This is a genomic window from Shewanella sp. MBTL60-007 (assembly GCF_019654915.1).
Taxonomy (GTDB): domain Bacteria; phylum Pseudomonadota; class Gammaproteobacteria; order Enterobacterales; family Shewanellaceae; genus Shewanella.
The window spans coordinates 17,483-44,280 of record NZ_BPET01000040.1 but is presented as its reverse complement, the minus strand read 5'-3'; the positions used below and the strand labels follow the sequence as shown (position 1 = coordinate 44,280).

General features: G+C 43.0%; 31 protein-coding genes. 5 read left to right on the top strand and 26 right to left on the bottom strand.

All coding sequences use genetic code 11. From position 1 onward, the window contains the following. Nucleotides 1-56 precede the first annotated feature (56 nt). The 6 genes from K5Q92_RS15505 to K5Q92_RS15480 form a co-directional block, all read right to left on the bottom strand. Nucleotides 57-935, bottom strand: a complete 879-nt coding sequence (locus tag K5Q92_RS15505; RefSeq protein ID WP_243641898.1) for an RHS repeat-associated core domain-containing protein — start codon at nt 933-935, stop codon at nt 57-59. A gap of 57 nt (nt 936-992) precedes the next feature. Next, nucleotides 993-1,424, bottom strand: coding sequence for a hypothetical protein (locus tag K5Q92_RS15500; RefSeq protein ID WP_101905908.1), 432 nt, complete (start codon nt 1,422-1,424; stop codon nt 993-995). Nucleotides 1,425-1,491: 67 nt separating this feature from the next. Then, on the bottom strand, nt 1,492-1,947 hold the full coding sequence (locus K5Q92_RS15495) for a hypothetical protein (protein WP_133305458.1): 456 nt from the start codon (nt 1,945-1,947) through the stop codon (nt 1,492-1,494). Further along, nucleotides 1,928-6,127, bottom strand: coding sequence for an RHS repeat-associated core domain-containing protein (locus tag K5Q92_RS15490; protein ID WP_014386644.1), 4,200 nt, complete (start codon nt 6,125-6,127; stop codon nt 1,928-1,930). The genes K5Q92_RS15495 and K5Q92_RS15490 overlap by 20 nt, the downstream gene beginning before the upstream one ends. A gap of 535 nt (nt 6,128-6,662) precedes the next feature. Then, nucleotides 6,663-7,748 (bottom strand): AAA family ATPase, encoded by a 1,086-nt coding sequence (locus K5Q92_RS15485; RefSeq protein WP_046224244.1) that lies wholly within the window; start codon nt 7,746-7,748, stop codon nt 6,663-6,665. Then, the gene (locus K5Q92_RS15480) at nt 7,745-8,854 is read right to left on the bottom strand and encodes a hypothetical protein (protein WP_046224245.1); all 1,110 of its coding nucleotides are present in this window, start codon (nt 8,852-8,854) and stop codon (nt 7,745-7,747) included. The genes K5Q92_RS15485 and K5Q92_RS15480 overlap by 4 nt, the downstream gene beginning before the upstream one ends. A 349-nt stretch (nt 8,855-9,203) precedes the next feature. Here K5Q92_RS15480 and K5Q92_RS15475 point away from each other — a divergent pair, with 349 nt between their 5' ends. Next, nucleotides 9,204-9,578 (top strand): hypothetical protein, encoded by a 375-nt coding sequence (locus tag K5Q92_RS15475; protein WP_052715035.1) that lies wholly within the window; start codon nt 9,204-9,206, stop codon nt 9,576-9,578. Between the two features lie 209 nt (nt 9,579-9,787). Here the strand turns inward: K5Q92_RS15475 and K5Q92_RS15470 are convergent, their stop codons facing one another. Genes K5Q92_RS15470 through K5Q92_RS24260 form a run of 4 tightly spaced genes read right to left on the bottom strand, consistent with a single transcriptional unit; the run spans nt 9,788 to nt 11,738 of the window. Then, nucleotides 9,788-10,159, bottom strand: a complete 372-nt coding sequence (locus tag K5Q92_RS15470; RefSeq protein WP_180827199.1) for a hypothetical protein — start codon at nt 10,157-10,159, stop codon at nt 9,788-9,790. 57 nt (nt 10,160-10,216) lie between these two features. Next, entirely contained in the window at nt 10,217-10,459 is a 243-nt protein-coding gene (locus tag K5Q92_RS15465) for a hypothetical protein (protein ID WP_014386860.1), read from the bottom strand. A gap of 25 nt (nt 10,460-10,484) precedes the next feature. Continuing rightward, nucleotides 10,485-11,435 carry a site-specific DNA-methyltransferase gene (locus tag K5Q92_RS15460; RefSeq protein ID WP_046224247.1) on the bottom strand — a complete coding sequence of 317 codons (951 nt, stop codon included), beginning with the start codon at nt 11,433-11,435 and terminating at the stop codon, nt 10,485-10,487. A gap of 39 nt (nt 11,436-11,474) precedes the next feature. After that, nucleotides 11,475-11,738, bottom strand: a complete 264-nt coding sequence (locus K5Q92_RS24260) for a hypothetical protein (protein WP_226977602.1) — start codon at nt 11,736-11,738, stop codon at nt 11,475-11,477. A 379-nt stretch (nt 11,739-12,117) separates the two neighbouring features. Here K5Q92_RS24260 and K5Q92_RS15455 point away from each other — a divergent pair, with 379 nt between their 5' ends. Continuing rightward, nucleotides 12,118-12,393, top strand: coding sequence for a hypothetical protein (locus K5Q92_RS15455; RefSeq protein WP_032073047.1), 276 nt, complete (start codon nt 12,118-12,120; stop codon nt 12,391-12,393). Between the two features lie 4 nt (nt 12,394-12,397). Here K5Q92_RS15455 and K5Q92_RS15450 read toward each other — a convergent pair whose 3' ends face one another. The 13 genes from K5Q92_RS15450 to K5Q92_RS15390 form a co-directional block, all read right to left on the bottom strand. Beyond that, entirely contained in the window at nt 12,398-12,913 is a 516-nt protein-coding gene (locus tag K5Q92_RS15450; RefSeq protein WP_032073046.1) for a hypothetical protein, read from the bottom strand. Further along, nucleotides 12,910-13,419 carry a thermonuclease family protein gene (locus K5Q92_RS15445; RefSeq protein WP_041154785.1) on the bottom strand — a complete coding sequence of 170 codons (510 nt, stop codon included), beginning with the start codon at nt 13,417-13,419 and terminating at the stop codon, nt 12,910-12,912. Before K5Q92_RS15445 ends, K5Q92_RS15450 begins: the two co-directional genes overlap by 4 nt. Before the next feature lie 10 nt (nt 13,420-13,429). Further along, nucleotides 13,430-13,852, bottom strand: coding sequence for a hypothetical protein (locus K5Q92_RS15440; protein WP_017086025.1), 423 nt, complete (start codon nt 13,850-13,852; stop codon nt 13,430-13,432). A gap of 184 nt (nt 13,853-14,036) precedes the next feature. Then, a complete protein-coding gene (locus tag K5Q92_RS15435; RefSeq protein WP_032073045.1) occupies nt 14,037-15,611 on the bottom strand; it encodes a hypothetical protein in 1,575 nt (524 codons plus the stop codon). 18 nt (nt 15,612-15,629) lie between these two features. Next, on the bottom strand, nt 15,630-16,505 hold the full coding sequence (locus tag K5Q92_RS15430; protein ID WP_032073044.1) for a DsbA family protein: 876 nt from the start codon (nt 16,503-16,505) through the stop codon (nt 15,630-15,632). Nucleotides 16,506-16,517: 12 nt separating this feature from the next. Further along, a complete protein-coding gene (sppA, locus tag K5Q92_RS15425) occupies nt 16,518-17,480 on the bottom strand; it encodes a signal peptide peptidase SppA (protein WP_014386852.1) in 963 nt (320 codons plus the stop codon). A gap of 2 nt (nt 17,481-17,482) precedes the next feature. Next, the gene (locus K5Q92_RS15420; protein WP_014386851.1) at nt 17,483-18,613 is read right to left on the bottom strand and encodes a hypothetical protein; all 1,131 of its coding nucleotides are present in this window, start codon (nt 18,611-18,613) and stop codon (nt 17,483-17,485) included. A gap of 5 nt (nt 18,614-18,618) precedes the next feature. Next, nucleotides 18,619-18,912 (bottom strand): hypothetical protein, encoded by a 294-nt coding sequence (locus K5Q92_RS15415; protein ID WP_014386850.1) that lies wholly within the window; start codon nt 18,910-18,912, stop codon nt 18,619-18,621. A 10-nt stretch (nt 18,913-18,922) separates the two neighbouring features. Beyond that, nucleotides 18,923-19,396 carry a hypothetical protein gene (locus K5Q92_RS15410; RefSeq protein ID WP_014386849.1) on the bottom strand — a complete coding sequence of 158 codons (474 nt, stop codon included), beginning with the start codon at nt 19,394-19,396 and terminating at the stop codon, nt 18,923-18,925. An 81-nt stretch (nt 19,397-19,477) separates the two neighbouring features. Then, complete coding sequence (locus tag K5Q92_RS15405) at nt 19,478-19,999, bottom strand: hypothetical protein (protein ID WP_046224252.1); 522 nt, start codon at nt 19,997-19,999, stop codon at nt 19,478-19,480. Nucleotides 20,000-20,172: 173 nt separating this feature from the next. After that, nucleotides 20,173-20,499: a hypothetical protein gene (locus K5Q92_RS15400; RefSeq protein ID WP_235618392.1), complete on the bottom strand. Its 327-nt coding sequence runs from the start codon at nt 20,497-20,499 to the stop codon at nt 20,173-20,175. A gap of 67 nt (nt 20,500-20,566) precedes the next feature. Beyond that, nucleotides 20,567-20,956 (bottom strand): hypothetical protein, encoded by a 390-nt coding sequence (locus tag K5Q92_RS15395; protein ID WP_014386846.1) that lies wholly within the window; start codon nt 20,954-20,956, stop codon nt 20,567-20,569. A 54-nt stretch (nt 20,957-21,010) separates the two neighbouring features. After that, on the bottom strand, nt 21,011-21,862 hold the full coding sequence (locus K5Q92_RS15390) for a hypothetical protein (protein ID WP_014386845.1): 852 nt from the start codon (nt 21,860-21,862) through the stop codon (nt 21,011-21,013). 361 nt (nt 21,863-22,223) lie between these two features. On the opposite strand from K5Q92_RS15390, the gene K5Q92_RS15385 reads away from it, so the two are divergent. Next, nucleotides 22,224-22,685 carry a hypothetical protein gene (locus K5Q92_RS15385; RefSeq protein WP_014386844.1) on the top strand — a complete coding sequence of 154 codons (462 nt, stop codon included), beginning with the start codon at nt 22,224-22,226 and terminating at the stop codon, nt 22,683-22,685. 863 nt (nt 22,686-23,548) lie between these two features. Here K5Q92_RS15385 and K5Q92_RS15380 read toward each other — a convergent pair. After that, a complete protein-coding gene (locus tag K5Q92_RS15380) occupies nt 23,549-23,839 on the bottom strand; it encodes a hypothetical protein (RefSeq protein WP_014386843.1) in 291 nt (96 codons plus the stop codon). A gap of 24 nt (nt 23,840-23,863) precedes the next feature. Beyond that, complete coding sequence (gene mobI / locus K5Q92_RS15375) at nt 23,864-24,418, bottom strand: conjugative transfer protein MobI(A/C) (protein ID WP_014386842.1); 555 nt, start codon at nt 24,416-24,418, stop codon at nt 23,864-23,866. A 472-nt stretch (nt 24,419-24,890) separates the two neighbouring features. Between mobI and K5Q92_RS15370 the strand changes: the two genes are divergently transcribed. Together K5Q92_RS15370 and K5Q92_RS15365 are read left to right on the top strand one after the other, a co-directional pair. Continuing rightward, the gene (locus K5Q92_RS15370) at nt 24,891-25,868 is read left to right on the top strand and encodes a ParM/StbA family protein (RefSeq protein ID WP_014386841.1); all 978 of its coding nucleotides are present in this window, start codon (nt 24,891-24,893) and stop codon (nt 25,866-25,868) included. A 13-nt stretch (nt 25,869-25,881) separates the two neighbouring features. Beyond that, nucleotides 25,882-26,157 carry a hypothetical protein gene (locus K5Q92_RS15365; RefSeq protein WP_014386840.1) on the top strand — a complete coding sequence of 92 codons (276 nt, stop codon included), beginning with the start codon at nt 25,882-25,884 and terminating at the stop codon, nt 26,155-26,157. Nucleotides 26,158-26,233: 76 nt separating this feature from the next. Here the strand turns inward: K5Q92_RS15365 and K5Q92_RS15360 are convergent, their stop codons facing one another. Next, nucleotides 26,234-26,761: a FlhC family transcriptional regulator gene (locus K5Q92_RS15360; RefSeq protein ID WP_342749706.1), complete on the bottom strand. Its 528-nt coding sequence runs from the start codon at nt 26,759-26,761 to the stop codon at nt 26,234-26,236. Nucleotides 26,762-26,798: the final 37 nt, after the last annotated feature.

The window sequence follows — 26,798 nt, the reverse complement described above, 5'->3', positions numbered from 1 at the left end:
TTGCTATAAGCAACCCACCTAAAGTCATGAATGTGTACAAAACAAAGTCAAGCCAATTATTGATTTCCAATTGTTGTTCCCCCAGCAGAACCTATAGCCGAACCATACGATTCGTAGTTAAAACTAACCCTTTTTTTCAAATCCACCCCGATTATGTCTCGTGGTCTCAAAATATTTTTGCCTAATATTCCCCCGCCAAAACCAACTGCTCCACCAAACGAGCCAAGAATTGCACTTCTTCCTACCTGATATAAATCAAGGCTCTTTTGATACCTTTGATCACAACCAGAAGACTTTTCAGTTAACTGAATATACATATTGCCAATAGCGCCTGATGATGCACCAAAAAATACAGCTCTCCTTAGAGTGCTTCCAAACCCTCCAAGTGCCCCCGTAGCACCAGCCACAAGAAGTCGCCCCGCATCAAACGAACCAGTTTGATATTGTCTGTATCCTTCAAAGCCTATGTTAACCATTGCCCCAATAATTTGCGGAACCCATAAACCAGTAGGATCGGTGTAAATAGCAGGATTATTCAATGCATAGGCATAGGTGTTAATCCCACCAGCCAGCCCTATTGGGTCACTGGTGATATATATCCCTGTATTCGGGTCATAGTTGCGATGCCAGTTATAGTGAAGCCCAGTCTCTGCATCAAAATACTGGCCGGGGAAACGCAAGTTGAACTTGATTTGTTCTGTCGTGACAGTCGCTTTGCCGAACGGAGAGTAACTGGCTTTCCATACCGTGGCCCCCGTTTCATCGGTCAATGCTTGCGGCGTACCCAAATGATCGTTATGGACGTGGTAAACGGTGCCATCAACCAGATAAGCCATCAGCTGGCCGTCAAGCCAGACATATTCTCGCTGGGTTTGCCCGGTTCCGGCATCCACCTCGGCCAGTAACTCGCCATCGAGGCCGTAAACATAAAGCACATCCACGCCACCAGCAGGCTTAACCCCGCTGGCGGAGTTGCTTAGACTAAGTAAATATCAGTTTTCAGGTCGAAAGATCCTGATTACTTCTTCAATGCCATTTGCAGCCGCAAGATCGTTCAACATTGCTTCACGCCCAACCCCTGATTCCCAACTTTCCTTTTGCTCATTGATCACTTTTGCTACTACGCTTTTAAACTCTTTCAGTTCCAACTGAGATACCAATGTTGTTTTCAGCTCAGCTTTCAATAGCCTAGAGTTAAACATTAACACCTCTAAAGGCCATCGCCATACAGCGTTTAAAGGCTTGACCCCAACTACCTCGTCTACTTTGTAATGCCTTCCGTTAGAGTCGTATATTTCCATTTGGTTAAAGTACCCACCTTTTAGAGCGGCATTAGTACATTTCCCCAAATGGCTTCCGGTTAGTTCTACGTGAACTGATTTTTTCTTTTTACTGACCAGTAGCACTGGATATGTAAGTTCCACAACCACCCCCTCTTACTGTCCACGCCACCAGCAGGCTTAACCCGCTGGCGGCTTTCTTTAGAAATTATCAAACTAACTTTTTAGAAAATTCATTATCATCCTCAAGCCTGAACACAGCGAATAAATCTTCCAGCGTCTTACATCCCATCACCGCTTTTTTCAACTCGGCTTTGCTGTCATAGAATTGACCCCACACAGAGTACGAACCGCTTTCAGTAGCCAGATTAGCGATCATCTCTACCCAGTCCACAAAATCATTTTCTACTAGGTGAAGAGAACATTTGATGTCTCTAGGCTTCCCCAATAACTGCAAACAAACTCGTTGTATAAAACGAGGGCTAACCTCTTGTACTGAGTCAATTCTCCAGACGCTACCATCTCCTTTGATAAGTAACGATCCAACATAGCGATTTCCTATCTTTTTAGCCGAGGCGGACGCCTTCTCTAGGGCTTCCTCATAGATAGGCAGCATAAAGTTTTCTTTTTTACTCAGTAATATACCTTTATTTTTCACTGCACCCACAACCATTCCCTCCTGCTGCTGTTAACCCTAAGCCTGCTACGGTTTCTCTTGCCCATATTGGAACACCATTAAACCAACCTTTAATTCCGTTATTGTGAATTTTTGTATTGTGATAGATGTTTGTGAATGGTTTTGGATTAAGGTTCCAAGGCTGATTAAATATACGCTCTAATTTTTGATTACCTTCAAAGTGTCTTCTTTCAACAAGCCAATGATGAATATGTTGTCGTGGCGGGATGTCCTTGTTTATGTTTTTCGCGTACCACCTTCTCGTTGCTCCCCATGAATGGGGGTTGCCTTTAGTAGTGACAGCACTTTTGAAGCGATGAACTTTTGCTACCTTCACGGCATTGAACATTCCACCCCCAAGAGCTGCCAATCCAACATCACCCCAGTTAACGCAATCAATTTTCCCACCGTTATCATAAAGCTGATATGCCAAATCTATCCCGGCGAACACCACTCCCCATGCGAACTCACCTGTAGGGTCTATGCTCGACAGCGGATTTCCACGCACATACCCATAGGTATCCATTCCATCGAACAAGCCAAGGCGGTCTGATTGCAGGTAACGCCCCAGAGACGGGTCATAGTACCGATGCCAGTTGTAGTGCAGCCCAGTCTCGGTATCAAAATACTGGCCGGGGAAGCGAAGATTAAAGGTGACTAGCTCTGTCGTGACACTGGCTCGGCCAAATGGCGTGTACTGCGCTTTCCATACTACTTCACCCAGTTCGTCTGTCAGGGCCTGCGGTGTGCCCAGGTGATCATTGTGAACGTGGTAAACGGTGCCATTCACCAGGTAAGCCATCAGCTGGCCGTCAAGCCAGACATATTCTCGCTGGGTTTGCCCGGTTCCGGCATCCACCTCGGCCAGTAACTCGCCATCGAGGCCGTAAACATAAAGCACATCTACGCCACCAGCTGACTTCCTCACTCGTTGATGAGCACTGTTATAGTGATAGATTGATGTTTCGCCATTGACCGTAGCCTCAGTCAATCTATTGAAAGCATCATAGACAAAGACATCCGTTCCTCGGCCAATCGTGTTTCCGTTTGCATCATAGCTGTAGGTGATCGAGCCAATACTTGTTTTGGTTAGACGATTGCTATTGAACACAATGCTGTACGAATCTTTCACGCCGTCGCGGTAGATAGCCGTCCGGTTGCCGTTGTAGTTGTAGGTGTACTCTCGGGTCCCGTAACCACCAGTAGCATCAATCAAGCGGCTCAGCTTGTCGTAATTGAAAGTTTGGCTATAGCCACTATCCATTAAGTCTGTAATTGAATCGACATTGCTATTGGCCGTATAGAGATAACTGCGGTGCATTGCACCAGCAACCTGTACAGACTCCAATTGATAGTTCATGTCGTACTGGCGCTCTTCCCAAAGCCCATTTCCATGAGTCAGATCAGTTACAGGCCCAAAAGGTTTCCGTACCAAGTCAGAGACTAATGTTCTGCTGTTAACACCATTATTCAATGTAATGCCAATGACCTCTCCAGCTACATTGCGCTGATAAACCGCTTTGCGGCCACTCGGGTACTCGATACTCGCCAACTGCCCTGCACCATCATAGGTGTAATTGGTTAACAAGGTGCGGCCATCCACAATTAGTTCTTGGCTGGCTATCTCACCACTGGCTGTGTAACTGTATTTTGATACGCCAGAAGCGTCTGTAATGGAAGTAAGCTGCCCTACCCCATACAGCGCTTCTGGCTCATCGTAGCGGAATGTCACACTAGCATTAGGTTGACCATCCACAGTGATTGAAGAAAGGCGATTAAGCGCGTCGTAGTGATAAGTGAAAACCTGACCGTTGGCATCTGTTTTACCGATCAGGTTTCCAGCCTTGTCATAAGTGTAATGAGCCGTGCCTGTGTCTGGGCTTTGTACTGAGAGAACATCGCCATATCCGTTGTATGAATAGTAAGTTCTCCGCCCTCTTGGATCAGTGACTCTCGTTACTAAGGCATTATCGTTATACTGCATTGCAGTGGCGCGGTTAACAGGGTCAATTGATTGGAGCAGGTTGCTAAAACCATCATAGCGGTAGGCATAAGCATTTCCAGAAGGGTCAACTTTGCCCGTTAGGTTGGCTGTCTTGTCATAGGAATAGGTATAAACATTTCCCGTTCCATTTGTTGTTGATGAAAGCCAACCATTCAAAGTGTAACTATGCAGTTGCTTCCAGTGAGCAATGCCACTGTTATCTTTCAGCTCAACTTGCTCAATATTTCCTAGTGAATCTCGATTGATACTTTGTCGATTTCCATTTGCATCAATCACGGCCATCAGCTGCTGAGCAGCATCGTACTCATAAGTGAAAGTGCTATTGGTTGGTAAGGTGATAGATACCAAGAGTCCTGATTCATCGTAAGAGTACAATGTAGTTCCATCTGGACCAGTAGAAGAAATCATTTGACCTAACGTGTTGTAGTTAAGCGAGTAGCTTACTCCATTGGCATCTGTGACGCTCTGAGCCCTTCCATGAGCATCGTAATTGTCAAATGACACTACGTGCCCAAGAGAGTTGATAACTCGGCTTAGGTTGGCTTGAGCGTCGTATTCAAAGCGCGTTACATCATCAACATCCACCCGTGGACCATCCACTGATTTCAGTTGTCCAGGAACACCAAGAGAGTCTGGATAATATTCAAATGCCCACTGCCTGACATCTGAGTTGGTTCGGTCAATCAATTTAAGCGTTAACAGCCGCTGGCGGTCGTCATAGGTAAATTCTTGGACCAAGTATGACGATGTAATTTTGGTTGGTTTTGGGAACTCTGAATGCCATTGTGTTGTGATCGTATCACCAGTCGAGCTTGTCCTCGAAATTTCAAGTCCTCTTTGGTCATATTGGTAAGAGAATGATTGGCCTTCTTCATTGATAATTGACTTCAACTCACCGTTGGTATCGTAGCCAAACGACTTCGTACCACCAGCAAAGCCAGTACATGCAGCACCCTGTATACTGTCAGGCTTTAGTTTTCCGTTATAACGACTAAACAGATAATGTTGTTCGTGACCTAGAGCATTCGTTACCGTAACTGAACCATCAGGGTTGTATGTAACACTTGTCCTATCAACACCACTGCTATGTTCGCTCAGAACAGCGCGACCCGAAGGATCATGAGACCACGTAGCAAATCTGCTTCCCTTTTCATCCGTAAGGCCAGTCAAAAGGCTTGGGTTTAAACTGTCTTCATAGTGGTAACGTCGCTGATTGGCATCCGGTTTATGCACTGCAACTAACAATTCATTCGAATAATCGTAAGAGAAGGTTTGTCCAGCAGGGTCGATCATCTTTATGATCTTCCCTTGATCGTAACTAAACCTTAAAGTCCGGCCAAAACTGTCAGAAACAGAGTCTAACTTACCGTTGGTATAATTCAGATCCAGCTCATTTCCCGATGGATGAACAATACGTATCAACTGACCATTACTATCATATAGTTCGACAACACCATCAGCCCTCTGATATCTCCAACCAGAATCTTTGTATAACCGATCATCACTTTTCCATGTTGGCATCCAAACCGCATTTGTCCGGTAGAATGCTAACTCTTTCCCATCTGGCCGATGCAAGACAACCATATTCTCTCCGTGACTTTCTTTGTCAAAAATCACTTTGTTTGAATAGTTGTGGCTCCATCCAATACCAACATCGCTTTGTTTACCACTCAAAGCTAACTGGCTGTTGTAATGTCGTGTGAATACAAGAGGCTCCATACCAGCGCTTACATAATCGGTTTCTTGCTGATATTTATTACCAGTAGCTAGGTTGATAGGGTTTCCAACGCACAGTTCTGTCTCTGGTTTACCAAGATCTCTATTGAGAAGTGGAGAATCAGTCATCTCCCCAGGAATTATGAATTTTGTCAGTGTAGTTCCAGAGAGAGCTCCAAAGTAACAAGTGTCAGGGTCATAACTACCTGGAGCATCACTACGATGCATACATAGCCATGAGATTAGTCTTCCATCACTATACGTTTCACTCGGGTATAGCTTTTCACTCACATAGCTGTGTGTGCTTGCGAGCTCGTTAATTCTATAGTCCCTTAAAAATTCATGCGCTTGCTCTGGGAGATCAAATCTCATTGCATCAATTTCTGAACTACCACTGGCATTGATACGCCACTGAGCAGAAACAGCACTAGGAACTATAAGTGCTAACAAACAAGCTCTTGCGATTAAGTTAGTATGAAAATGATCCACTGGTTTCTAAAGTCCATTAATTACTTTCTACACGGACTCTATTATCAACTTAATCAAAGAGATTAACTTCATGCTTAACTGCCCTATACGGGCGCATACAGACATGAAACAATGGCTAATATGGAAGCGGGTTTTAATTGAATCGCTCGACTTTGTTTTACTGCTCATAGCAGTGAAACGAAGTTGAGTGATCAGCGAAGCCGCATCAGCGGTGAACGCTACTGATCATATATAGATCCATAGGATCATAAGATCATGCAGCGTGTTAGGTAGCTTAATATCAGGAAATTTCCTAACTTTAAGCTTTGTTTCTGTAAGCTAAAGCTTAATATTAGGAAATTGAAGCTTAATATTAGGAAGTTCATCTCTATCACATAGCTTAATATTAGGAAACACACCTATATCTAAGCTTAAAATGAGGAAACGCCTTAATCCGTATATATAGCTTAATTTTAGGAAAAAGGCGTTAAGCAATAGCTTAATTTAAGGAATTGGATTACTTGGAGGACTTACCAGTACGAAGTTCGGAGAGCTCTGATGCCATGCCACCACCAAATGGGCCATGACTGGTTTGTTGGGCCAAGCGCTTCGATTCCTCAGATAGAAGGGAGTCATCTCTGTGTATCAATCCTGGCTCTTCTGAAAGACGCGATAACCGTCTTTTAACTGGTTTATCTGCTCCTGGCTTTTTCTCATTATCACTATCACCGTCTAATTGATCATTTCTAAGTTGGATAACGACTTCTTGATCAACGTGCAATAGTGAATTGTTACTCCAGTGCAGCCTTATCGGTTTTCTCCACTGCTGGTCAAAAGGCACATAGTTAGCTTTGATATGACGCAAACGAGTCTCTTGTACCGTTCCATCTTTCTTGTCTATCAACTGATCTAAATACAGATGAAGTTTTGACTTTGAGAGAGTGGAAGATAAACCAGAGCCAGAGACGCTGTTGATTATCTCCTTTCCTCTGCTCACATCTTTTGTCGGATGGTGAACAACAAGAACCGCGACATTCGCTTCATTGGCAAGCCTCTCCAAAGCAATTCTGATGTAATAGTCATCATCTACTACGTCAGCTGAGCCAATTGCATCACGCAATGTATCTATAACTACCAAGTCGTACCCTTTGGCCGTGGCAATAAGTTTTTCCAGTGCACTGGATGCTTCTTCCCACTCTTTAGTATGTTTAGATGAGCCTGAACTACAAATTGGATCAGAATGCTTGTATATCCCAATGCTCGATTTTAATCGGTCTTTGATGCTGGTGGAGAACTCAGTCAAATGTGCTTTGATACGCGGAAGTGTTCCGGGCAAGGAATCTTCGATCGGCCATATCAAAGTTCTAAGCACTTTGTTTTCCTCATCCCGTACACCAATTAATGGGTACTCTGGCAAAGCCATCTCATAAGCTATTGATAAAGACAAATAGCTCTTACCAGAATCAGGTGGAGCGATCAGAAATCCGACACTGCCTCGAAACAAACCTTTCAAAATCTGTTCTTTGTTGGAATTGGCTAAACTTTCATTAATGTCTTCTTCGCTTAGAGCGATAACATCCTCATTGTGGAGTGTTGTTGTCATGTCGTTACCTCTTCTTTCTCTTCATCGCCCAGGTACAACAGCATAATATCTTGCTTACCATCGTCACGTACTTTCTCTTGGAGTAGCAATCGGAAATCTCGCAATAACACATCCTTTTTCAAAATGACTTCGGCCATAGTGTTATTGATATGGCGACTCAGATGCTGTTTAGACACTCTAACCTTGTTGGCATAGTAATCTTTAATAAGGTGACTCAGATACTTACCATGTACATATTCACGCTTATGAGCATCAATATATTTACAGAAGTCAGTAACAGCATGTTTGCCCGTTAGCTGCGGGTAGACTTTTAAAAAACGTTTCCGGCTAATAGCTCCCTCTTGTCGCAAAGACGCAGTGAAAGTCTTATGCACTCCAACTATGAAGTGAGTGATCGTATCTGCCCTGATAGATCCTTTATTTTTAATCCCATCCAGAACCAGCAATGGAATGTAGTTGCTGTCCACCAGCTTCATTCGCGTGTGGTAGTGAGGTAGCGTTTCACCATCCTTCTCGTAATCCAAGACCAGTAACATTTGTGATAGCCTTTGAAGTCTTGTCATTACTGTGTTCTTGTTGGCCTTTTGATTTTTCAGGTTCAAGAACTCAAACAGTGTTGTGAAGTCACAAAGGAAGTAGTCGTATACCCCACTAAACATTTTTGTATCGAGAAGGTTGTGGTATTGGTGTGACAACTTATCCAGTTCGACATTAATCTGCGCGAGCTCAATAGCCTGGCGAAGCGTTAAGCCAGATAGGTCTACGTACATCCCCCCTACACTAACGATCCCTTCCAGTAGATGTCTGTCATCGGCCAAGCAGACAGCACTGTATACGTCGATTCTAACGGCATCGAATTCACGTTTATTAGTCCCCTTCTTCCAGTATGGCTTTGACAAGCTGGTGGATAGAAGAGGCTTTTGTGCCAGTAGCTGTTGCTCAAGTTCAGCCTTGTTACCACTGATCCTTGTAATTAAGTCTCGCGGAATTCTACCTGGCAAAAAGATGCAATCCATTAACGTAGTAGTCGATGGCCTGCTGCCAAATGCCTCGTTGACTATCTCAGCAGGGAAATACCCTTCTAAATTGTCTGTGTTACTACTCATTTTTTAATACCGTAATGTTTTTTTGAAGCATACCACATACCTTAAAAAGAGGAAAACAAGCCAAATAGATGTGATTTATACCTTAAAAAAGGACAATAGAACGCTTTACATTTCACGTTATAGCTTAATTTTAGGAAATGTTCGACCATACCTTAATTTTAGGAAAAGCCAGATCACGCTCTTAGGCATTGCTACATAAGACTTTCACATGTGAAAGTGGGCTAAGCGTGTTTCTGGGTCACGGTTGCATTTTTTAATTCCATGATATTATGGAAGTGTAAGTTGAATTGAATGAGGGCTTGACGGTGATGCCGAGATAGCTTTCCAGAGTCAATTAAGGAGACGAAAAATGAGACACATACTTAACCTAGTTGCTTTAGCAGTGATTCTTCTTGGCGTTGCTATGATTGAAACTAACGATAATCAATGGGGTTTGGCTGTAATCAGCGTAGCGGTTGTTTTCTGGTTGATGCCTCTGCTTAGGCTTGTTCATAAAAATGCAGTAGTAATGGTCGTCTTTTGGTCTGGCGTAGCTTACTTTTCATGGCAGGTTGCCGTAGTTGCTCTTTTGGCGTTTGTTGTTTTTTCGGCCACAGCTTCAATCAAGCGCGTTCCAAATACTCCTGCTATTAAAAAGCAACGGTTTATAGTTAATCCTTCTTCTGGTCTGGTGATGAAGAACAAACACTTTGATATCGCTGGCAATGGATTTGCCATTCTCTAGGAGCCATCCTTGCCTCCTAGAGCCCTTAGCAATCTACTTCCACTGAGCCGAGATTGGCAATCTCAATTCTCGTATGACTTTTCCCGTTTGCACTAACAGCTGATATGAGTATATGAGCTGACAATTCAGCTGACTCGTCCATAGTTAAGCCTTGCTCAATACAACTCTGAATGAACATTTCCGCAAGCTCTTTCTTTTTAGGGTCCATTCTATTTGTTCTCCGTGATAGTAATTGCCATAGTTAGATGCTGATTTTCGCTCTCTGGCGCACCTTTTTTAAAAGGAATGATATAGCCGGATTCTGGAAAACCTTCGGCTACCGTGTAAACAGTATCGCTCCCCTCTTCTGTTGGCTTTTGGGCAAATAAAGCTAAAGCTTGCCCTTGATGCTCTTCGTTTAGTAGCCAGAAGGATTGGTTTTCATGTGTGTGTAGCTCTCCATTTGGATGACGCACAAGATATTGTTCAGAGCCATATGCGTCACGCTTCTCTCGTACTTGAACGATATAACCAACAGCATGGTCGAAATCATACTCACTACACATATGTACGACAGGCCCTTTGCTGAACCTGTCGAACATCCTGGTTATTGCACCAACGGCTTAGTCCTGCTTTATCACATTGCTCTGGCATTCTTGCTATCCCAGATTTTTTTGATGTTGCAGAGTATTGAAACGCAACTTGCTTTTAACCAAGCAAAATGTGGCACCTAAGATGGTGCTTGCGGCTAAATAAGCAACGGAGATAAGCGTGATGCGATCCCAATCTAAAGGTGAAGTAGAACCAGTAAAATGGGTTACAGCAGCAAACTCCAGAGCCAGGACTAAAATACAAAGCATGGATACAACCAGTGTGCTTGGTGTGTTTGAAGGTTTGTTCATAATGTACTCTCCAGTAATCACGAGTTTATTTAACACTTCGACCGACACAGGCCAAAGCAGGATTCATCCAAAAGCCAGCAAACGAGCTAAACAACTCAGCTTGTGTTCGCACGTACTCTAAAATTAAGTCACATGCAACCCAACGTCGCCCCGCTCTCTCCGCTGCCAGTCCGGTTTTATTGCTACCAGAAAAGAGATCAACCACCAGCTCATCTTCATTGGTTAGGAACTCAATAGCGAATGATGGAATGTCTGTAGGAAACATTGCAGGGTGTGGTGGTAAACCCAATTCCTTGGCTATCTTCCTTACTGCTGATGTATCAGCACAACGATGACCTCGTTGGATTATGTTTTTAGGGATCTTGCCTTGCGTTTTATTGGAAAAGGCATTCCCTCTTAATCGGTAAGCACCATCACCGTAAGTAGCGATACGACTATCGCCCCCTTGTTCGAGTAATTTCTTATGTTGCTCAGTGTGCTCTACCAAAACTCTTCGGTTATCAGAGCGAACTCGGTCTGGATCGTTCGTAAACCAGTAAACAGGTTCCCACGCGGAACAAAGCTGCATACGGTTAACGCAAGCCCATTGGGTTGGAGCTGGTGGCTTGGATGTGTTTATCCAGGGCCAACGGTCCATTAATGAAAGCCCTAATCGATCATTTAGAGCTAAGACCATACGTTCAAGGTAAGTTGAACGCGAAGGGCGTTTACTTTCAAAAATGTCGTTACTCACGTTGAGTACCACAGAACCCCCTGGCACCAAGTTTTCTACAATTGGTTCCAAAGACTCGGTGATAAAGTCCACCCATGCCTGTTCACTAACATTCCCATACCCGCGCTCGATTTTTAAAGGATACGGAGGGGATGTCACACAAAGGTGGATCGGTTCTCCAAGCTCTGTGAATACCTTTTTGCTATTTCCCCAAATAGCGATGCCTAGATTTGTTGAATATGCGACAAGCTTTACTTCGCCCATTGCTTCATGAAGCCCTTTTTTATTTTTGTTTGCCAGCTTCTATACGCCACGCTCACCGTCCACTTTTTGGATGATATTCATGGACTTTAATGTTTGCTGAAACCAACGAATTTTTCTTTTGATAGGGCTGTGTTGTGCCTTGGCTTTGCCGATTTCGGCTTTAGTATTGATTTCAGCCTCTGATAGCCCGGCTATACTTGCTACCTTCGCATATAGCTCGGCATTGGTCATTGGACCATCAGCTTGTGCATAAGCTTCTTCCACATGGAAAAGCTCCAGCTGCCCCTGCATGTTTGGTTTCATTTATGCTCCAGACCAATATTAATAATTCATAGAATCATTTTATAGTTCTTTAAATGAAATGGCAATATCTAAATCCTGTAGAGATGTCGGTATATCTCTTCGATGGAATTGAACTAATTGGATAATGGGAGCTCTTTAAAGTGATTCATTGTTGAGTTTATGGCGACTTAGCTAGGGTAACGTTTTGTAAAATATGAGATTCCTGCCAACTTATGCCACAGACTTTCACATGTGAAAGTGCGAGTTGGATCTTCTTTATCTATAATGAGATCCTTGCGATGTTCTGACAGAACATTTTATGTTCATTGATAAGATCTACTATATTAACTATTACTTATCGTGAACCTTTGAAAGCAACTTATTTATTGGGTAAATATTAGTGTTTAAATTAAATACACTGCACGAAGCTGTGCCTGGCGTGGATCTAGATAGCCTGCCAGACATTAAAGCAGTAATAGGCCAAGCAGAACCGCTTGAAGCAAGTATGATGACGGTAATTGCATATCGTGAAATGCATAACGCCAACATTTTGAACCTTAGTGAGCGAGAGCGATTTTTTTTGAGTATGTCTTTGATGAAATGCTTTGTGGAGAAAGGGCTTCTATCGTCAGGTGATATGATGAAGTACCGACTTTCACATGTGAAAGTCGGCTGAGGATTTAGTGGATTTGTGTCGGTTGCTGGCACATTGGACAAACGTTACCGCGATAGTTAGGCAATACCAAAACTCTACTTGCCACGTTAACTAAGATTTTGTAGAGCAACATTCTCGCCGTTACCAAACCAACTGCAAAACACCCACCGTAACCAACAACTCTATTTTGAGCAGCTTTTAAGTACTCTTGCCCTATGAGTTCTTCTGCGTTCTCGTAGTTTGTAAGTTCGGTCATAGTTGTTAGATAGACACCTCTAATCTCTTGGGCAAGGAATGCCGCAACACAAAAGATAATGATGGTACACAGTATTCTTACATGGGTTAAGCGGGATATCCCCGCTTTAAACTCATAGTAGATATTGAATACAAGGGAGAACATAAGAGCAAAAAGTAGTGGCTCTGGAAGCGTCAGCTGGTGGAGGTATATCCGGATCAGGCTGATATAGACAAAAATACCAAATACATTCAAAGCCAATGTGCTTACATCCCTACCCAGTTGGTTGTTAATGGATAGTTTCACTTTTTACGTCTCCATTCCCAAGGTGGCATTCTTTCTGCCTCCGGCAATGCCCATAAGCCTACACCATTCTGTTTTGCCTCTTGCTCGTAAGAAAACAGTTCAGTGCTTTTTGCATACCGCCTGTATACCCATGCGTTACCCGTTTTTACCAGTTGTCCGTTTACCCACAAATCATCGACGTAGATATGACCAACAATGCGGCCATAACGATCAACGTCGGTTTGTTCTACACGAACGACTTTCCCACCCACTATAGAAAGAAGGGCTTGTTTTGCTTTCTTTCCCCAGGGTTGTTTCGACTCGGGTGTGTCGATTTCTGCAAGTCTAATACGGTGTTCTTTTTTACCATCGGTACACTGATAGGTGCCAGTGCATGAGGCATCTGTGAGGACTTTTATAGTGTCACCATCGCTGACTCGTACCACCTTCCCATAAAAGGTTTCAGCCATAATTGGTGCATTAAAAACGAAGTAGAGAAGGGTGGTAGTTAGAATTTTTTTAAGCATGATTAATTCCTTACTGTTGTCCTGATAGAGCATTCCACATTTGTTTGTGTAATGCCGAAATAGCGGTATAGGCCCCTTTCATTTCTGGTCGCTCCAGTTCCTTCAAGAACCAAAGAGACCCTAAGAGAATCGCTAAACATCCACCAGCCAGCATTAGATCATTGAACGTCATGAATAGGCTGTACCCAGACAAGCAGACATTGCACAGCATCCAAATTTTAGTGAAGAGCAATCCAGTTGAGTGATAGGTTACAAGCAAGTACGAAATGAAAGATGCGCATACTAGAACTAAAATTGGACCTCCCAACCACGTCGTCCATGTTTGAGTACCAAGAGGCGAGGGTAGTTCTAGTAACCATACTCCAGCACTCCAAATTACAGCTGATGCCATCATGTAGGCTGCTGCCATTTTTATCATCATTTGTGGTTTCATAACACTCCTTACCTATTCCACTTTCACATGTGAAAGTTGTTTTTAGGTTGTTTTTTCATTTAATTCCGATCCATAGCTGTGACGGATACTGTCATCGTTGAACCAGAAGCCCTTTTTGGATGGGGACTTAGTAGTCTCCAATCAAAAAGGCCCCAATTACTGGGGCCGCTTTCACATGTGAAAGTCAATTTGTGCTGATAGAGATAAATACTGACTTTGTGCCATTTACATCTTTCAGCCATGACATTGCACCATAATCTCCATCGACCATCGCGCTGTACCGTTCCCGCACACCTAGACCACACAAGAGGTCATCAATCGCTGTTGTTGGGTCACAGGATGGACGATATGTTTCTTGCCAATGGATATCTCCAGATTCGATGTATGCCTCTTTGATATGGAAGTACTCGCCATTCCAAGTTGTATATAACTTGTCGTCATTTCCAGAAAACAAACGTGGATATATAGCACCGTTTGAATTGAGCTCTGTGACGTTACTTGCTATGGATTGTTCTAATGTGGCAAACATTAGCTTCTCTGTTCTGATGGTATTGCCAACAACATTGTCGCGTTGACGCCACACAGCATGAACATCTCCATTGGTACTGGTTAAGCTAGCTTGCCCTGCATCGGCACTTATATTGGGAATGCCTGAGATAGGAGAGTAACCATTGTTGTCATTACGCCATGTTACGCCGATTAGGTCAGAAGAACCCGACCCTCGGCTTTCAGACCATAGCGCATAGCTAGTAAGGTTAGTGTTGATAGATGCTAAACCACTCTTGACTCCATCATCATCAATAACGCTGCGTTCCACTACAGGCGTATTGAATGGACCAAGTTTGACGGTATGTTTGGCTAGGACATCATTTTCATCATCAGCGCCCTTTTCGATACTTAGGATTTCAAGTACGCCAGGAGAAGTTTCTACTGAATGTATCGAGATAGCACTTTTAACTTCACCGTCACTGTTTGTTTTTATATTTCTCGAAAGTTCTGTCGTTGCAATGATATTGGCTTTTGTGCCGTCGTTGCTTAACCAGGCTATTGCCAATGCATTTGTATCGGAGCCAAAAATCGGAGTTTGCCAGATAACGATGCTTTGTCCTGACGGGTCAGTGAAGAGAGTGTTGTCGGTGATTTTTACTCGACTTTCCTCATTCGTAGCTGCCGCGTCAGTCATAAGTACATGATCAACTTCTAATGGTGGGGACCATTCTTGTGTTGTTGCGTCGTAATAGGAAACGTTCAGTTTCTGGTTGTTACTATTGTCTCTCTGTACCCATGTAATATAGGCATTACCATGATTTGAAAGGCTCATTTGAACAGAGCTCTTGTAGTGGTTTTCATCGACAATGAATGGTTGCCAGTCTGATCTTAGTATTTCACCAATATCGGCACTTATCTTGACTTTGTTAGGTACATTGCCATTCGCATAGTCTTCGATAGGGGCTACAGAAGCATATAGCTCATCCGGTTTGTCATTGTTGGCTTCTTCGACCCAGGCACTGTATAGAACAGCCGAACCATTTTCGTTTTGTAGCTGGATGACAGGAAGTGTTGCATCTCTTGTTGGAGAGCTCAGTAACACTTCTTTTTGCCATTCTCGCTTAGCGACCGTTGTTGTTTCTGTTGAGTTGTCTTGGTTATTGCTTTCACTACCATTGCCATTGGAAGTAGTTCCAGTGCCTCCACTGGAACCACCACATCCTGCCAACACTGATAGTAGAGCAGCTGCTAAAGCTGTTCTTCTTAACATCAATTACATCCTCTGTTGTTAGTTGTTTTCGGATTCAATCATCATTTTTCGAATGATGGCCGCGATAGCTTGTGATGGCTGTGCCCCACGAATAAGCTGAGTTTTCCCAGTTTGGTTATCTACGATGAAAGTCGCTGGTGTACCTGAAATGCCATTTTCAGTAGCTTGCTTCACATCTGCTGCTATTTTCAGGTCGTAACGGCCAGAAGCTAAACACTCTCGAACTAGGGAAGCATCGGCACCAACACTCTCAATAACTTCTGCCAAATTAGGCACTCCACCACCATTGCCTTGTGATTTGGCAAATACTTCGTCTAAGAACACCCAGAATCCACGGTTGCCTTTTTGTTCAGCAACACATTCCGCTGCTAACGCTTCTTTTTCTGCCGCTGGGTTATGAAAACTCAATGGCAGATGTTTCCATTGCCAGTTGATATTCCCGTTACTTGCATCCACCACTTCTTTTGGTGTGTCGTGGAATTTTTTGCAGAACGGACACTCCAGGTCAGAAAATTCCACCAGCGTGAATCGAGCGTTCAGGTTTCCATATATGCGTTTATCGTCAGGCACTTGTTCGGGAGCTGATTCGTATTTTGCGTATTTAGCCTGAATATCCTGTTCGCGTTTCTGTTGAACGAAATGTTCCAGTGCTTTTTGAACTGCATTGTTAAAGCGCTCTTCTGATTTAAAGCGATAGTCACTTTCTAGTTGAGTAATCTTCGACTGGAGAGAATCGCGCTCTTGAATGAGCAACTCTTTGGTCTGGTAAATTTGATATCCCACTGTAGCGACAGACGCTCCCAAAATTAGGGTCATAGCAGCACCAACGGCCAGTAGCTTTTTCTGCATTGGACTGAATGATTTTTGTTGTTGTGGTGTGGTTTGTTCTGACATTACATTTTGTCCTTAGTAAACTTTTACAGTTGCCAATTCATGAATCAGGGTTGAAGCTTCCATTTTTGCGCGTTGTGTTAAGCGCTTAACGATGTCTTCACTTGGTGAGTAATCAACGAGGTTTGTTTCTTCTATAACATTGCGAGAAATAGAGTGTAGGCTTCCTAAACCATCAATTAACCCAATCTCAAGTGCTTGCTCTCCATTCCAGATCAATCCAGAGAACACTTTTGGATCGGCTTTGAGTCGTTCACCACGGCTCTCTTTTACTCGCTCGATGAACTGCTGGTGGGTTTTCGATAGCACTTCCTTCCAGAAGCTAGTTATCTCTTCTGAAAGAGGGGAGAATGGGTCTAACAAAGCTTTGTTTTCACCAGATGTTATAGCTCGTCTTTCAATACCCAATTTTTCCATGAGCCCGGTAAATCCGAAGCCAGAACTGATGACACCAATAGAGCCAACCATACTTGCTTTGTCCGCATAAATTTTGTCTGCGGCCACGGCGATGTAATAGCCACCAGATGCACCGATATCATCAATTACAGCGATAACTTGTTTTTCTGGGTATTCTGCTTTTTGAGCTTGAATCTCTTCGTATATTCGACCTGCTTGCACAGGGCTTCCACCAGGACTGTTTATTCGTAGAACGACAGCTTTTGCATGGGGATTTTTGAAAGCAGCCTGAATGGAAGGTATTAGATGATCTTCATCTGCAAGTGAACCCGCAGCGATTTCTCCTTTGATATTAATGAATGCAACATGTGGAGTGTCAGCTTTGGATGTCTGCCAAGGTAGTCCTCCTGGATTTGAAGCTACGGTTAGAAATGCAACTATCATAAGGACAAAGCCAAGGGAGCGAATCAACTGAATCCCTCTTCGCCATCTTCTGTCTTTTACCTGTTCCTTATGGAGGGTAAAGACCAGATCTTTAATCATGTCTTTTTCCCATGCTTCTGGTTTATTGTTTTCACTCATGTTTATTCCTTAGTTGTGGTTTGTTTTCGACCTGGGTGAGGTGGAACCAGAAACAGCTCCCATTCTTCCTCGGTTAATTTGTTCTCTTTCGCTAATTCAAGTTTGTCGGCTTGTTTTAACCTCTCTGATAACGTGGATTCCGCTAACCCGAAATTAGTAGCGACTGCCGCAACGGAAGGGTATCCCTTGCCATTTATCACAATTTCAACATCGGCTTTTCGATTAGGGGGAATAGCGTTGAGTACCTTTTCCCAGTCCATATCTGAAAGCTCGTTACATCGTGCCTTTTCCAATAATTCTCGATGTCGAAGTCTCTGGTAGAGAGCCGAGTACGTTAAGTTAGCGGCTTCGGCTAGATGGTTTAACGTGGGGTAGGAATCACCTTTATAGGTGATAGGTTTGTTGGCCGCCTTTGGGCCCTTGTTTGGAGCTGGTGGTTCAGATAAGACTGAGTTCCAGTTCTCATCTGTCATAGTGTTGGTTTGGTAGGCTTTTAATAGCCCTTTATCCCTAATCCTTGAATAGAGAGTCCTTTCTGCTTTACCAGTTTGTTGGGCCAGTTCGGTTAAACTAGCGTAGGGTTTTCCTTTGACGTAAATAGGTGAACTCTTTCTTCGCCTTGCTTTACGTTTTTTAGTCTTTTTTTCTGGGCAAAATGTGCCAGCTTCTCTTTGTTCTATGAAGACAGAGCTAGTTTCTGCGTTGAAGAACTCATCCGCTATTCTATTTTTAAGCTCCGTTGCCCTGGCTATGACGACATCAAGCATTCGATCAACAGCCACAGCATTTGCTGCACTATACGGAACCAGCTTTCCTTCGCGGTTGCGTTTAAGGCTAAGTGCTTCTGCTTCTCGGCAAAGCTCTGTACATTGAATAGCGAAATGTCCGGTATCTTTCATTAGGTATGATGAAATGATGCCGCTCATTTTCCTCGTGAATCTTGAAGTCATATATTGAACATGCCCATCCATCAACTCCTGGCTTTCTATACCAAGCTTTCTGGACAGCTCTTCAATATCTTTTTGTTTATAACGGAAAGCCGAGTGTTTTAAGCTTTGTGCATTACGAATAAGCTCTTGACTCGCGCCATGTCTCTCCAAGTCGGATATTAGGAATGGGGCCAATAGATCCATGCGCACTACACTCCAACTCCAATGACCTTCAAGACAAATAGGCATAGCATTGAATAGAAGGGGGTTAGCAGTAGAGATGCCATGACCATACCGAATACTCGTGCTGGCATTTTTTTAGCGTACATAACCATCCAAGGCATCATTGCACATAAGGCAGCGATCATTGCTCCACCAGCGCCAAGCTCAGGGAAAAGCACTGATTGGATAAGGATAAACAGGCATTGAGCATAGCCAGCTTGATTCAATGGCTTGTTACTAAGGTTTTCTTCACTTTTTTCTGGTGTTTGAGTTCTTTCCACATTTCGCTCCTTACGCCAACTCTGGTTCACCGAAGTATTGACGGTATAAGTCGTGATCATTCGCTAACAGACGCTTGACTGTGCTTTCATCAATCTCATTAATTGCCATGATTAGGATTTGGTCTTTCCCAATCACACTCATATCTACAGTGAACCAAGTGCCTCTGACCGATTTAGCAAGAATTTGTAGGTTCCAAGGCACTTTTATCTCGTTGGCCGCAGTGATGTTTGAAACCTTAACAACCGTTGCATCCTTCCCGAGCCAGCGTTTGTTATCAATGACAAGATCCATATTGTCGAACGCTGATTTGGCTGCTTTTTTGCGGATTTCTATGATGGAGTTTGAGCCTCCATTCTTGGCCGCAAGCCAAAGAACTACCCCTAATGCTGTACAGGCGACGATAGGTTTACCTGCAAGACCAGCAATTACTCCGCCGATAGATATCAGCAACATCATTGCTTTATTGATTCTTGTTAATGGCATAAGCCCTCCTTTGCCATGAGAGTAACGGATAAACAGCAAAAGCTTCTCACGGCAACATGCCCAATAAGGGCAACTGAGAACTCAATGAAACAATCCCTCACACGAACAGGACGTCTTTATTAGTCCTTGCCTAATAGCCTGATATTTGTAGTAGAGAGAGACGACTTTTTTTTCATTCAGTAACTTTGTTCTGATGTAACGAACCTTGTTCTTTCCGTCGGGCTGTGGGACAACCGTTCTAACGTACCCGTAATCGGATACCTCTAAGTTGTATTGATTTTTAAGAATCACTCGGTATACAGATAGCTGGATTACATCCGATTCAAAGATCCTGTTATCTTTCCTTAACTTGGTATCCAGAGGGATAAGGACTTTCTTTTTTGATAAAAAAACCTGATCAACTCTTCCATGCAGAGGTACAGGTAGTGTTGTTGCCACATCTTCTTCACAAAGAAACAGAGTTGCGTTTCTCAACTCTTTTGGCATGTTTTCTTCACTCCACCAGCTGAGCACCTCATGCAAATGCTTTTTCCGCCATAGGTCTACTTTGGCAATTAGAAATGGAGCGACAATCAGTGAAACTAACAACAAGACTATATTCATAAGATACTCTCGATTACTTTATAGTATCATTATATAGCCCCTTAAATATTTGTCACGTAGCCACTTAGGAAGTACTAAGCATTTAGGTTCGGTATGAGGGAAGGGGTAGCGTGAAAGACTTTTAGGGCAGGGAAGAGCCCCGTGTAGAAGGGGCTATTGCAGCTGGTGGAGCACTAGTGAAGCAAAGAGGGGACTTTCACATGTGAAAGTCTACCGTCAGACATCATATCTAAGGTGTCTACATCTAAATTTGAGTCTCTTAGCCCTTTTCCTTCGTAGACGATATCTGGTGTGCAGCTTGATTTAAATACGCCGTGGGGAATATGATCGAAATCCCCAAGCCACATTCTAAGTCTGAGATCAACGATGTAGTCTCCTGGCAATGTAATCCAGCAATGAGGGGTTACTACGTCTCCTGACGACTTTTCTGTTACATAGCCGAACATGCAACAGTGTTCAACGTTGGCTTGTTTCAGAAGATGGCTTACTAGATAAGTCATTCCATCACAGTCAACCTGACAGTCCTCCAACACAAACAGAACTGTTTCTAATTCAGAAAACCATTCCTCATTGATCATTTGAAAGTTCCTTTTTATTTATCTCATTCTCAAAAGGGTACGGCTTTCTTCTTTCCGCCAATTCAATGTCTGCTCCGCACTGTTTACATAACCCCTGTTCCTTTGCACAGCTGTCGCAGACTGCATCAGTAGCAGTTGAGCCGAACTGCATTGTTTCTTCGCAAACACCACAAGGTTTTGATGTTATCGCAGCTCCTCCTATTCGTTGAGAACGAGCGTAATAGCAACATAAACACAAATGCATGGACTCTCGTTTTTCCTTTTCGACGTCAGAGGTAATCCTTTCGGCAAGTTGGAGTATGTGCTGGATTTGTTCTTTAGCTCTTTTGTTTCTATATGAAATTGTTGAGCGTGTAATTTGTTCTTTCTGCTGCTGCATGTCTACCTCCTGAAAAAGGCAATCTCCCTAAGCAAAATGCTTGGGGAGAGCTAATTAGTTCTCTGGGTGTATGAACAATAGAGGTTCGCCATTGTCGAGTAGATAAGGCGTTTTAAATTTAGATTCACCTACCTGTATGTTCCCAGATGCTACGTAAACATAAGCCCAAGAGGGAAGTTTTCCGCTTACAAGTGAATATATTTTGTCGCTTGGGACATGGCTACCTTTGCCGGGAGTAACTCGGAATCGGTTGTAGTAAACACTGTGGTTTGATTCAAAAGCATACGAATCAATTTCATCGACTCCGACAAAGCTAGGGGCCTTTGCTTCGCGGGGCTCAAAGACTTCGGTTGCTATGTAGCAGAGATCCACATTTGTCATGCCTGGTTTGTATATGGGGCAACCGTACTCTTCACTGTGAAAGTAGAACTCTACTTTGCGTTCGGAATTGCCATTTGTTGCTTCATACTCTAATCCCATTTCTTCTAGCGTTGATTCAATGGCCGTTTTCATTTCAGACAAAAGTTTTTCTTGAGCATTTTTGGTGGATGACGCTTCGGACTTTGGCATCCATGCAATTACGCTGTTTCTGGATGCTGTGTCGGGCTGCTCTAAAAGAGAGGTGACAAGCCCCAATCCTAACCCTGATGTTAAATCTAGGTTCGCACCGAAGGAGGAGGTAAACAAAAGAGAGTTTGTCGCAGCGCTGCCTGCAAATTGCAAAGACTCGTAATTCTCTCTTGGGACGTATTTGTCACTTACATCGTACAATCCACCAGCCTGCGCGATGTTATATGCACGACTGTGTGATTCATCGTATGACACTGGTTGGGAAGTTGACGCACAACCAGTCATTATTACCGACATTATTGACACGCCTAAACCTATTAGTTTTCCATTTATCATTACCTAACTCCTAAGTTGTTTTTAGGTTGCTTTTGTGTTCCTTTAGTGAACAATGCAACTTTACCTTATCTATCAAAACACTACCTTAAAGGCACTTTGCTTTTCTTGACGGCATTCAATCTATTTTTATGCATACCCAGCATTCAATCTAAATGTCGTCTTTGGGTTGCTTTTCGATATTTCACATTGAAAAGCCAAGTCCGTTTTCGGTTTGCCTTTTAAGCTCATTATATGACCTTATAAAGATGATGCAATACACTAATTCACGGCTGGTTAAAGTAAATGTCAGTACGGTCGATTAAAGAAAATCAGTGTCCTATGCTTTTTATTGGACGCTCAGAATTGGCTTGGAGAGCCTTGTATGGAATTTGTCGTTATTACTTTCTTTGGATTAGCTATATCCACGCTGGTGGTGCAATACACTTCTCGGCGTACTAACGGAACAACGCTAAGTTATTCCCAGTCTTTTAAGGTCGTCTTAATTCGCAGTGGAGTGGCTGTGGGGGCTGGGTTTTTGATTGGTAGATTGTTCTCAGTAGCGATTTCAAAAGGCTTTCTGAATAAGGATGTTTTGATAGAACAACCTCTGGTTGTTGCAGGTATAGTTGCGTTTTGCGGCCTAGCTTCGTTCCTGGCATTTCAGTGGGGTTACTCAAAGATTTCCGGCAAACAGGTCTCTCTGTTGTCAGCTCTCAAGTTCGCAGTCAAAGAGATAGGGTACTTTATGTTACTGCTTGCTGGAGTGTTTGTTCTTTCGTTAGCTCTGTTTGGTATTGTGGAGGTTATGGCGAGTAATGGTTCTGAGTTGTCTATCCGGTCTTGATTCGATGTGTGATGTTATTTCGGTGCTCGGAAACATCACCAAACCGGGTTCTAATTCATTGATTAGCCTCTAGTGCTATTTATCTTCTTTGCTTTCACCAAAGCAGTTCCTATGGACCGAAGGAAACACAACTAGGTAGTACCAAGCATTACATAAATCCTTCGGTATCTTCAAGACATTCATATCTGCATCATTTTTTATGACGTTCATCGTATGGCGATAGTGAGCTGGATACCGCGTTTGCAAAGGTAATAAAGCTCGCAATACTTGAGAATAGAACTTCTGAGCTGGCCGCAAGGCAAGTATACACATTGATTTTCTGGATTAACGTAAGACCAGCAAGTGGTTTCGTTAACTCTAGGACCTGCACTGTTGGAGTCTTTTAGGTTGCTAATTGGTAGAGCTCCCTAATTTGGTTTTGGGGTAGGTTTGATATTGATTCATAGACATAAGGCGCGATCGGTTAACTGATCGGGTCTGTATGTTAATTGGCTTGGTGTGTTCTGGTGCGTCATTTGTGTTTTGTCACGCTATGTTCTGCTGTGACATTGTTAGAGCTCTCGTCTCGTTCGAATTTTACCTGGCAATCATGTTTAGTATCCGATTGGTGATTTGTAGAGGGCAGCGTTGTGTTTGGGGGTAATCACCTAATGGAAGTAAGCCGAGAGGATGTAAGCCATTATTTCGACTCTGACATTAAAACCTTTGCTGTGTCTCAATGCTGCTCTTAACAACGTGCAAATTCTGTGTATCAGTAAGGTTTGTTGTGAGGTGACAAATGATGTTTTTATCCACAGAAAAAGTGGATAAGTTTTGTACTAACACCAATTCCTCTGTGTCTTGTGAGTGCAAATTACCCTTGCTTAACTTGCGTATAAAGCTACTAGTGATAGCAATCCCATAGCGAACGCACCGCTTAAACATAGTTGCAGCACACGACGGCATTTAACTTGTTTGTCTGTCATAAAGCGCTGTGTGGCACTCTCATAGGAGAAGTGAGCAAATTCACCTCGCAATGTATCACTGGTTCCGTTAAAAGCGTTAGAGAGCTTTCTAGGCGCTCTCTCGTTGATCCTTTTACTCACTCGTGATCGTTTGATCATTTTTTCACATTTGCCTAATTTTGCCATTTCAGTGGCTGATACAGAATTCATGTTGGTCTCCTTGGTTCATTGTTCTTATAGTTCAACCTTTCGCTTATCAATAAGTTTTTCGTAGTCATTCAGAAGCCTACGGATCTTCATTAGTACATTTGAGCGTTGTCTTAGCACTGCGTAGTATTCTTCGGTCATTTTTATGGACTTGAACTCATCGTCAGTGGCTTTTTTGAATGCTGACAAGTCGTATTGATTGCCTGTCCCTTTCTTGAGGTATGTTGAATACACTTGGGATTTACCCCCCTTTGGATCTGGCTTGAAACGGTTTAAAAACCATTCGGCAGATAGGCTTCTTCCATTCATTCTTGCCCTAGTTCCGAATCGCCATTGATTATTTTCGTCCTCTTCTTCTCTGGCTATTCTGTTTGATGCCCAATGTACGTCTGCTCTTTTCTTTGCTTCAACGATAAGAACTTTCATCTCTTGCTCTAGTGCGGTTTGTATCTCTAGAACAAAGTCTCTTGATATTGCTTCAATGTCATCAAGGTACAGTTCAGATCTTTCATCCTCATTTTTGGGATCTAACAAAAGATCCCAGTCTATATTTGCCTTCTTACTGGTTTTATCCGTACTCATTTCTTAGGCTCCTGAGCTGGCTTTAGCGTGGCTAATAGCAAAATTCCTAACCAATTCCTATCCAAATACCTATCTATCTGGAGGATTTAACTCTTTTATCCAGATAGATAGGTACTCTCTTACGATAGCTCGTGAATTATTTTTGTCAACGCTCTATCTATCTGGATAATTTGTTACCAATATCCTAGATATTGCAATCTTTATGATTATGTATCGGTTTTATCCAGATAGATATAGGATTTCTACTCATAAATATTTCACTATACACCAGCGAGGTTATTAAAGAGTCTTGAGCAAATGCTTCGATTGTTGCTTTTTTTTGGTTTTTTTAATCGAAAAGCAATCTAAACGCCCCTTTTGGGCAATTGTGGAGGCGGTCTTGGTAAATGTCGTGATGTAAATTGTCTCTCATCGGCTGAATTGCATCTAAAAGCCATCTTGTGATTACTTTTTGATTTAATAGGAGTGGGGCATGTTTGTTCTTGGTCTAGATATTGGATACTCAAACTTAAAACTTGCATACGGAGAGAAGGGGGAAGAGCCTAAGGTTGAAGTTCTGCCTGTAGGCGCTGGGCCAGCAGAGCTTATGCCTCAGCAGTTAATGGGAGGCGCGTCTAATTGTATCCTGGTGGACATAGACGGAGAAAAATGGGTCGCTGGGGTAGAGCCAGATCGATTGCAGGGTTGGGAAAGAGAGTTACATGGTGATTATCCCTCAACCAAATCGTATAAGGCTTTATTTTTAGCTGGCTTACTTTTGAGCGGACGTTCAGAGATTGATGTTCTTGTAACTGGTCTTCCTGTTGATCAGTTTATGGATAAGTCTAAGAGAGATGCACTTGTTGAACGTCTTACTGGTGAGCATCAAATTTCACCTAAAAGAAAGGTGCTGGTGAAATCAGTTGTAGTCGTGCCTCAGCCTGCCGGAGCGTATATGGATGTGGTTAGTTCTTGCGATGATGAGGAACTGTTAGAAATCATAAATGAAGGTCGAACAGTTGTTATTGACCCTGGGTTTTTTAGTGTTGATTGGGTCGCTCTCGAAGAGGGGGAGGTACGTTATCAATCTTCTGGTACGTCTCTGAAAGCAATGTCTATTCTTCTACAGGAACTAAATAGACTAATACAAGAGGACTATGGTACGGGACCTGGATTAGAAAAAATCGAAAAAGCTATCCGCTCGAATAAGAAAGAATTGCTTCTACACGGTTCGAAAGTTCCTCTTAGTGAGTACTTCGATAAGGCTGCGTCTAAGGTTGCTCCAAATGCATTAACGCCTATGAAGAAGTCTATGCGTGAAGAAGGTATGGCTGCTGATGCTGTGTTGCTTGCTGGTGGAGGAGCTTCGGCTTACAAAGAAGCTGCAAAAGAACTGTTCCCTCATTCAAAGGTTGTGGTTCCTTCCAACGCAGTGGCATCGAATGCTCGTGGTTTTTGGTTCTGCGGCTAGTTAAGGGGGACATATGGCTAGTAGTGATTGGGATGGGAAAATTAGTAATTTCAAAGTCTCAGAGCAGGCATTTCCCGAGCTTTATCAAGAGCTATCTCAAATGCATCATAAGGAACGTTGTGACCGTCTTAGATGTTTAGCTATGTTAGGTATGTATGCTCTTAGAGGTGGGGCAATGACTACAGTCCAACACTTTAGCCCTCCACTTGAAGAGCAGGTTGAAGAGAAAAATAATAAGTTAGACAAAGCTAGGAATGGGTTGAAAGGTAAATTGCTGCAAAGTGTATGACGCAGATTGTAAATAGAGCGTTGTTCCAATAGAAAAGGGGTGAGAAATCTCACCCCTTTTTTAATCAATGAGCAAATCAAGCATAAGAATAGTTGCTTTCATGGGTGAGCGATTCTTCTTCATTTTTTCCGCTACATGCTTGGTTTTTACAGAAAGGGCAATCCACACTTGTTCTTTGATTAACTGATGTGAAGTAGTTGCACTTGCAGCTATGACAAGTTTCTATCATAGCTTCACCAGAACGCAGCTCTTGGGCTAAACACCACGCATCGGTGATGTCGAGCATCTGCCAACGAGTTCCTTTCATTCCAGGCGTCTCATTTCTAATAGCGCAATACATTTGGTAAGCCACATGGAGTGCATCAATGTTTATTGAACGAAGGGCCGCTTCGCCAGCTATATTGTAATAAAGCTGCATCAATAGAGACGCTTCAATCTTTGATGTATGGCTATGAATCAAAGTTGCACCTCCACGCGCAGTTCTACTCTTCCTGCAAATTTCAAGACCTTCATCTTCTAGCTCTTTGTACATTCTACGTACTTGCTTGTAGGTAAGTCCTGTTTCTACCATGATGATCTTGGTAATGTATCCAGCCAAAGCCATGTTCCTAGCCGATATCCATCGGGCCAAAGAGTTTGAA

Excerpts from the sequence above, each read along its gene's own strand:
- K5Q92_RS15390 (WP_014386845.1), bottom strand. The coding sequence starts at position 21,862 with ATGATAAATGGAAAACTAATAGGTTTAGGCGTGTCAATAATGTCGGTA.
- K5Q92_RS15380 (WP_014386843.1), bottom strand. The coding sequence starts at position 23,839 with ATGAATTCTGTATCAGCCACTGAAATGGCAAAATTAGGCAAATGTGAA.
- K5Q92_RS15435 (WP_032073045.1), bottom strand. The coding sequence starts at position 15,611 with ATGTTAAGAAGAACAGCTTTAGCAGCTGCTCTACTATCAGTGTTGGCA.
- K5Q92_RS15485 (WP_046224244.1), bottom strand. The coding sequence starts at position 7,748 with ATGACAACAACACTCCACAATGAGGATGTTATCGCTCTAAGCGAAGAA.
- mobI (WP_014386842.1), bottom strand. The coding sequence starts at position 24,418 with ATGAGTACGGATAAAACCAGTAAGAAGGCAAATATAGACTGGGATCTT.
- K5Q92_RS15440 (WP_017086025.1), bottom strand. The coding sequence starts at position 13,852 with ATGAAACCACAAATGATGATAAAAATGGCAGCAGCCTACATGATGGCA.
- K5Q92_RS15365 (WP_014386840.1), top strand. The coding sequence starts at position 25,882 with ATGGCTAGTAGTGATTGGGATGGGAAAATTAGTAATTTCAAAGTCTCA.
- K5Q92_RS15360 (WP_342749706.1), bottom strand. The coding sequence starts at position 26,761 with ATGGCTTTGGCTGGATACATTACCAAGATCATCATGGTAGAAACAGGA.
- K5Q92_RS15410 (WP_014386849.1), bottom strand. The coding sequence starts at position 19,396 with ATGCCATTAACAAGAATCAATAAAGCAATGATGTTGCTGATATCTATC.
- K5Q92_RS15395 (WP_014386846.1), bottom strand. The coding sequence starts at position 20,956 with ATGCAGCAGCAGAAAGAACAAATTACACGCTCAACAATTTCATATAGA.
- K5Q92_RS15460 (WP_046224247.1), bottom strand. The coding sequence starts at position 11,435 with ATGGGCGAAGTAAAGCTTGTCGCATATTCAACAAATCTAGGCATCGCT.
- K5Q92_RS15475 (WP_052715035.1), top strand. The coding sequence starts at position 9,204 with ATGAGACACATACTTAACCTAGTTGCTTTAGCAGTGATTCTTCTTGGC.
- K5Q92_RS15445 (WP_041154785.1), bottom strand. The coding sequence starts at position 13,419 with ATGCTTAAAAAAATTCTAACTACCACCCTTCTCTACTTCGTTTTTAAT.
- K5Q92_RS15430 (WP_032073044.1), bottom strand. The coding sequence starts at position 16,505 with ATGTCAGAACAAACCACACCACAACAACAAAAATCATTCAGTCCAATG.
- K5Q92_RS15470 (WP_180827199.1), bottom strand. The coding sequence starts at position 10,159 with ATGTTCGACAGGTTCAGCAAAGGGCCTGTCGTACATATGTGTAGTGAG.
- K5Q92_RS15480 (WP_046224245.1), bottom strand. The coding sequence starts at position 8,854 with ATGAGTAGTAACACAGACAATTTAGAAGGGTATTTCCCTGCTGAGATA.
- K5Q92_RS15465 (WP_014386860.1), bottom strand. The coding sequence starts at position 10,459 with ATGAACAAACCTTCAAACACACCAAGCACACTGGTTGTATCCATGCTT.
- K5Q92_RS15405 (WP_046224252.1), bottom strand. The coding sequence starts at position 19,999 with ATGAATATAGTCTTGTTGTTAGTTTCACTGATTGTCGCTCCATTTCTA.
- sppA (WP_014386852.1), bottom strand. The coding sequence starts at position 17,480 with ATGAGTGAAAACAATAAACCAGAAGCATGGGAAAAAGACATGATTAAA.
- K5Q92_RS24260 (WP_226977602.1), bottom strand. The coding sequence starts at position 11,738 with ATGAAACCAAACATGCAGGGGCAGCTGGAGCTTTTCCATGTGGAAGAA.
- K5Q92_RS15370 (WP_014386841.1), top strand. The coding sequence starts at position 24,891 with ATGTTTGTTCTTGGTCTAGATATTGGATACTCAAACTTAAAACTTGCA.
- K5Q92_RS15400 (WP_235618392.1), bottom strand. The coding sequence starts at position 20,499 with ATGACTTATCTAGTAAGCCATCTTCTGAAACAAGCCAACGTTGAACAC.
- K5Q92_RS15385 (WP_014386844.1), top strand. The coding sequence starts at position 22,224 with ATGGAATTTGTCGTTATTACTTTCTTTGGATTAGCTATATCCACGCTG.
- K5Q92_RS15420 (WP_014386851.1), bottom strand. The coding sequence starts at position 18,613 with ATGGATCTATTGGCCCCATTCCTAATATCCGACTTGGAGAGACATGGC.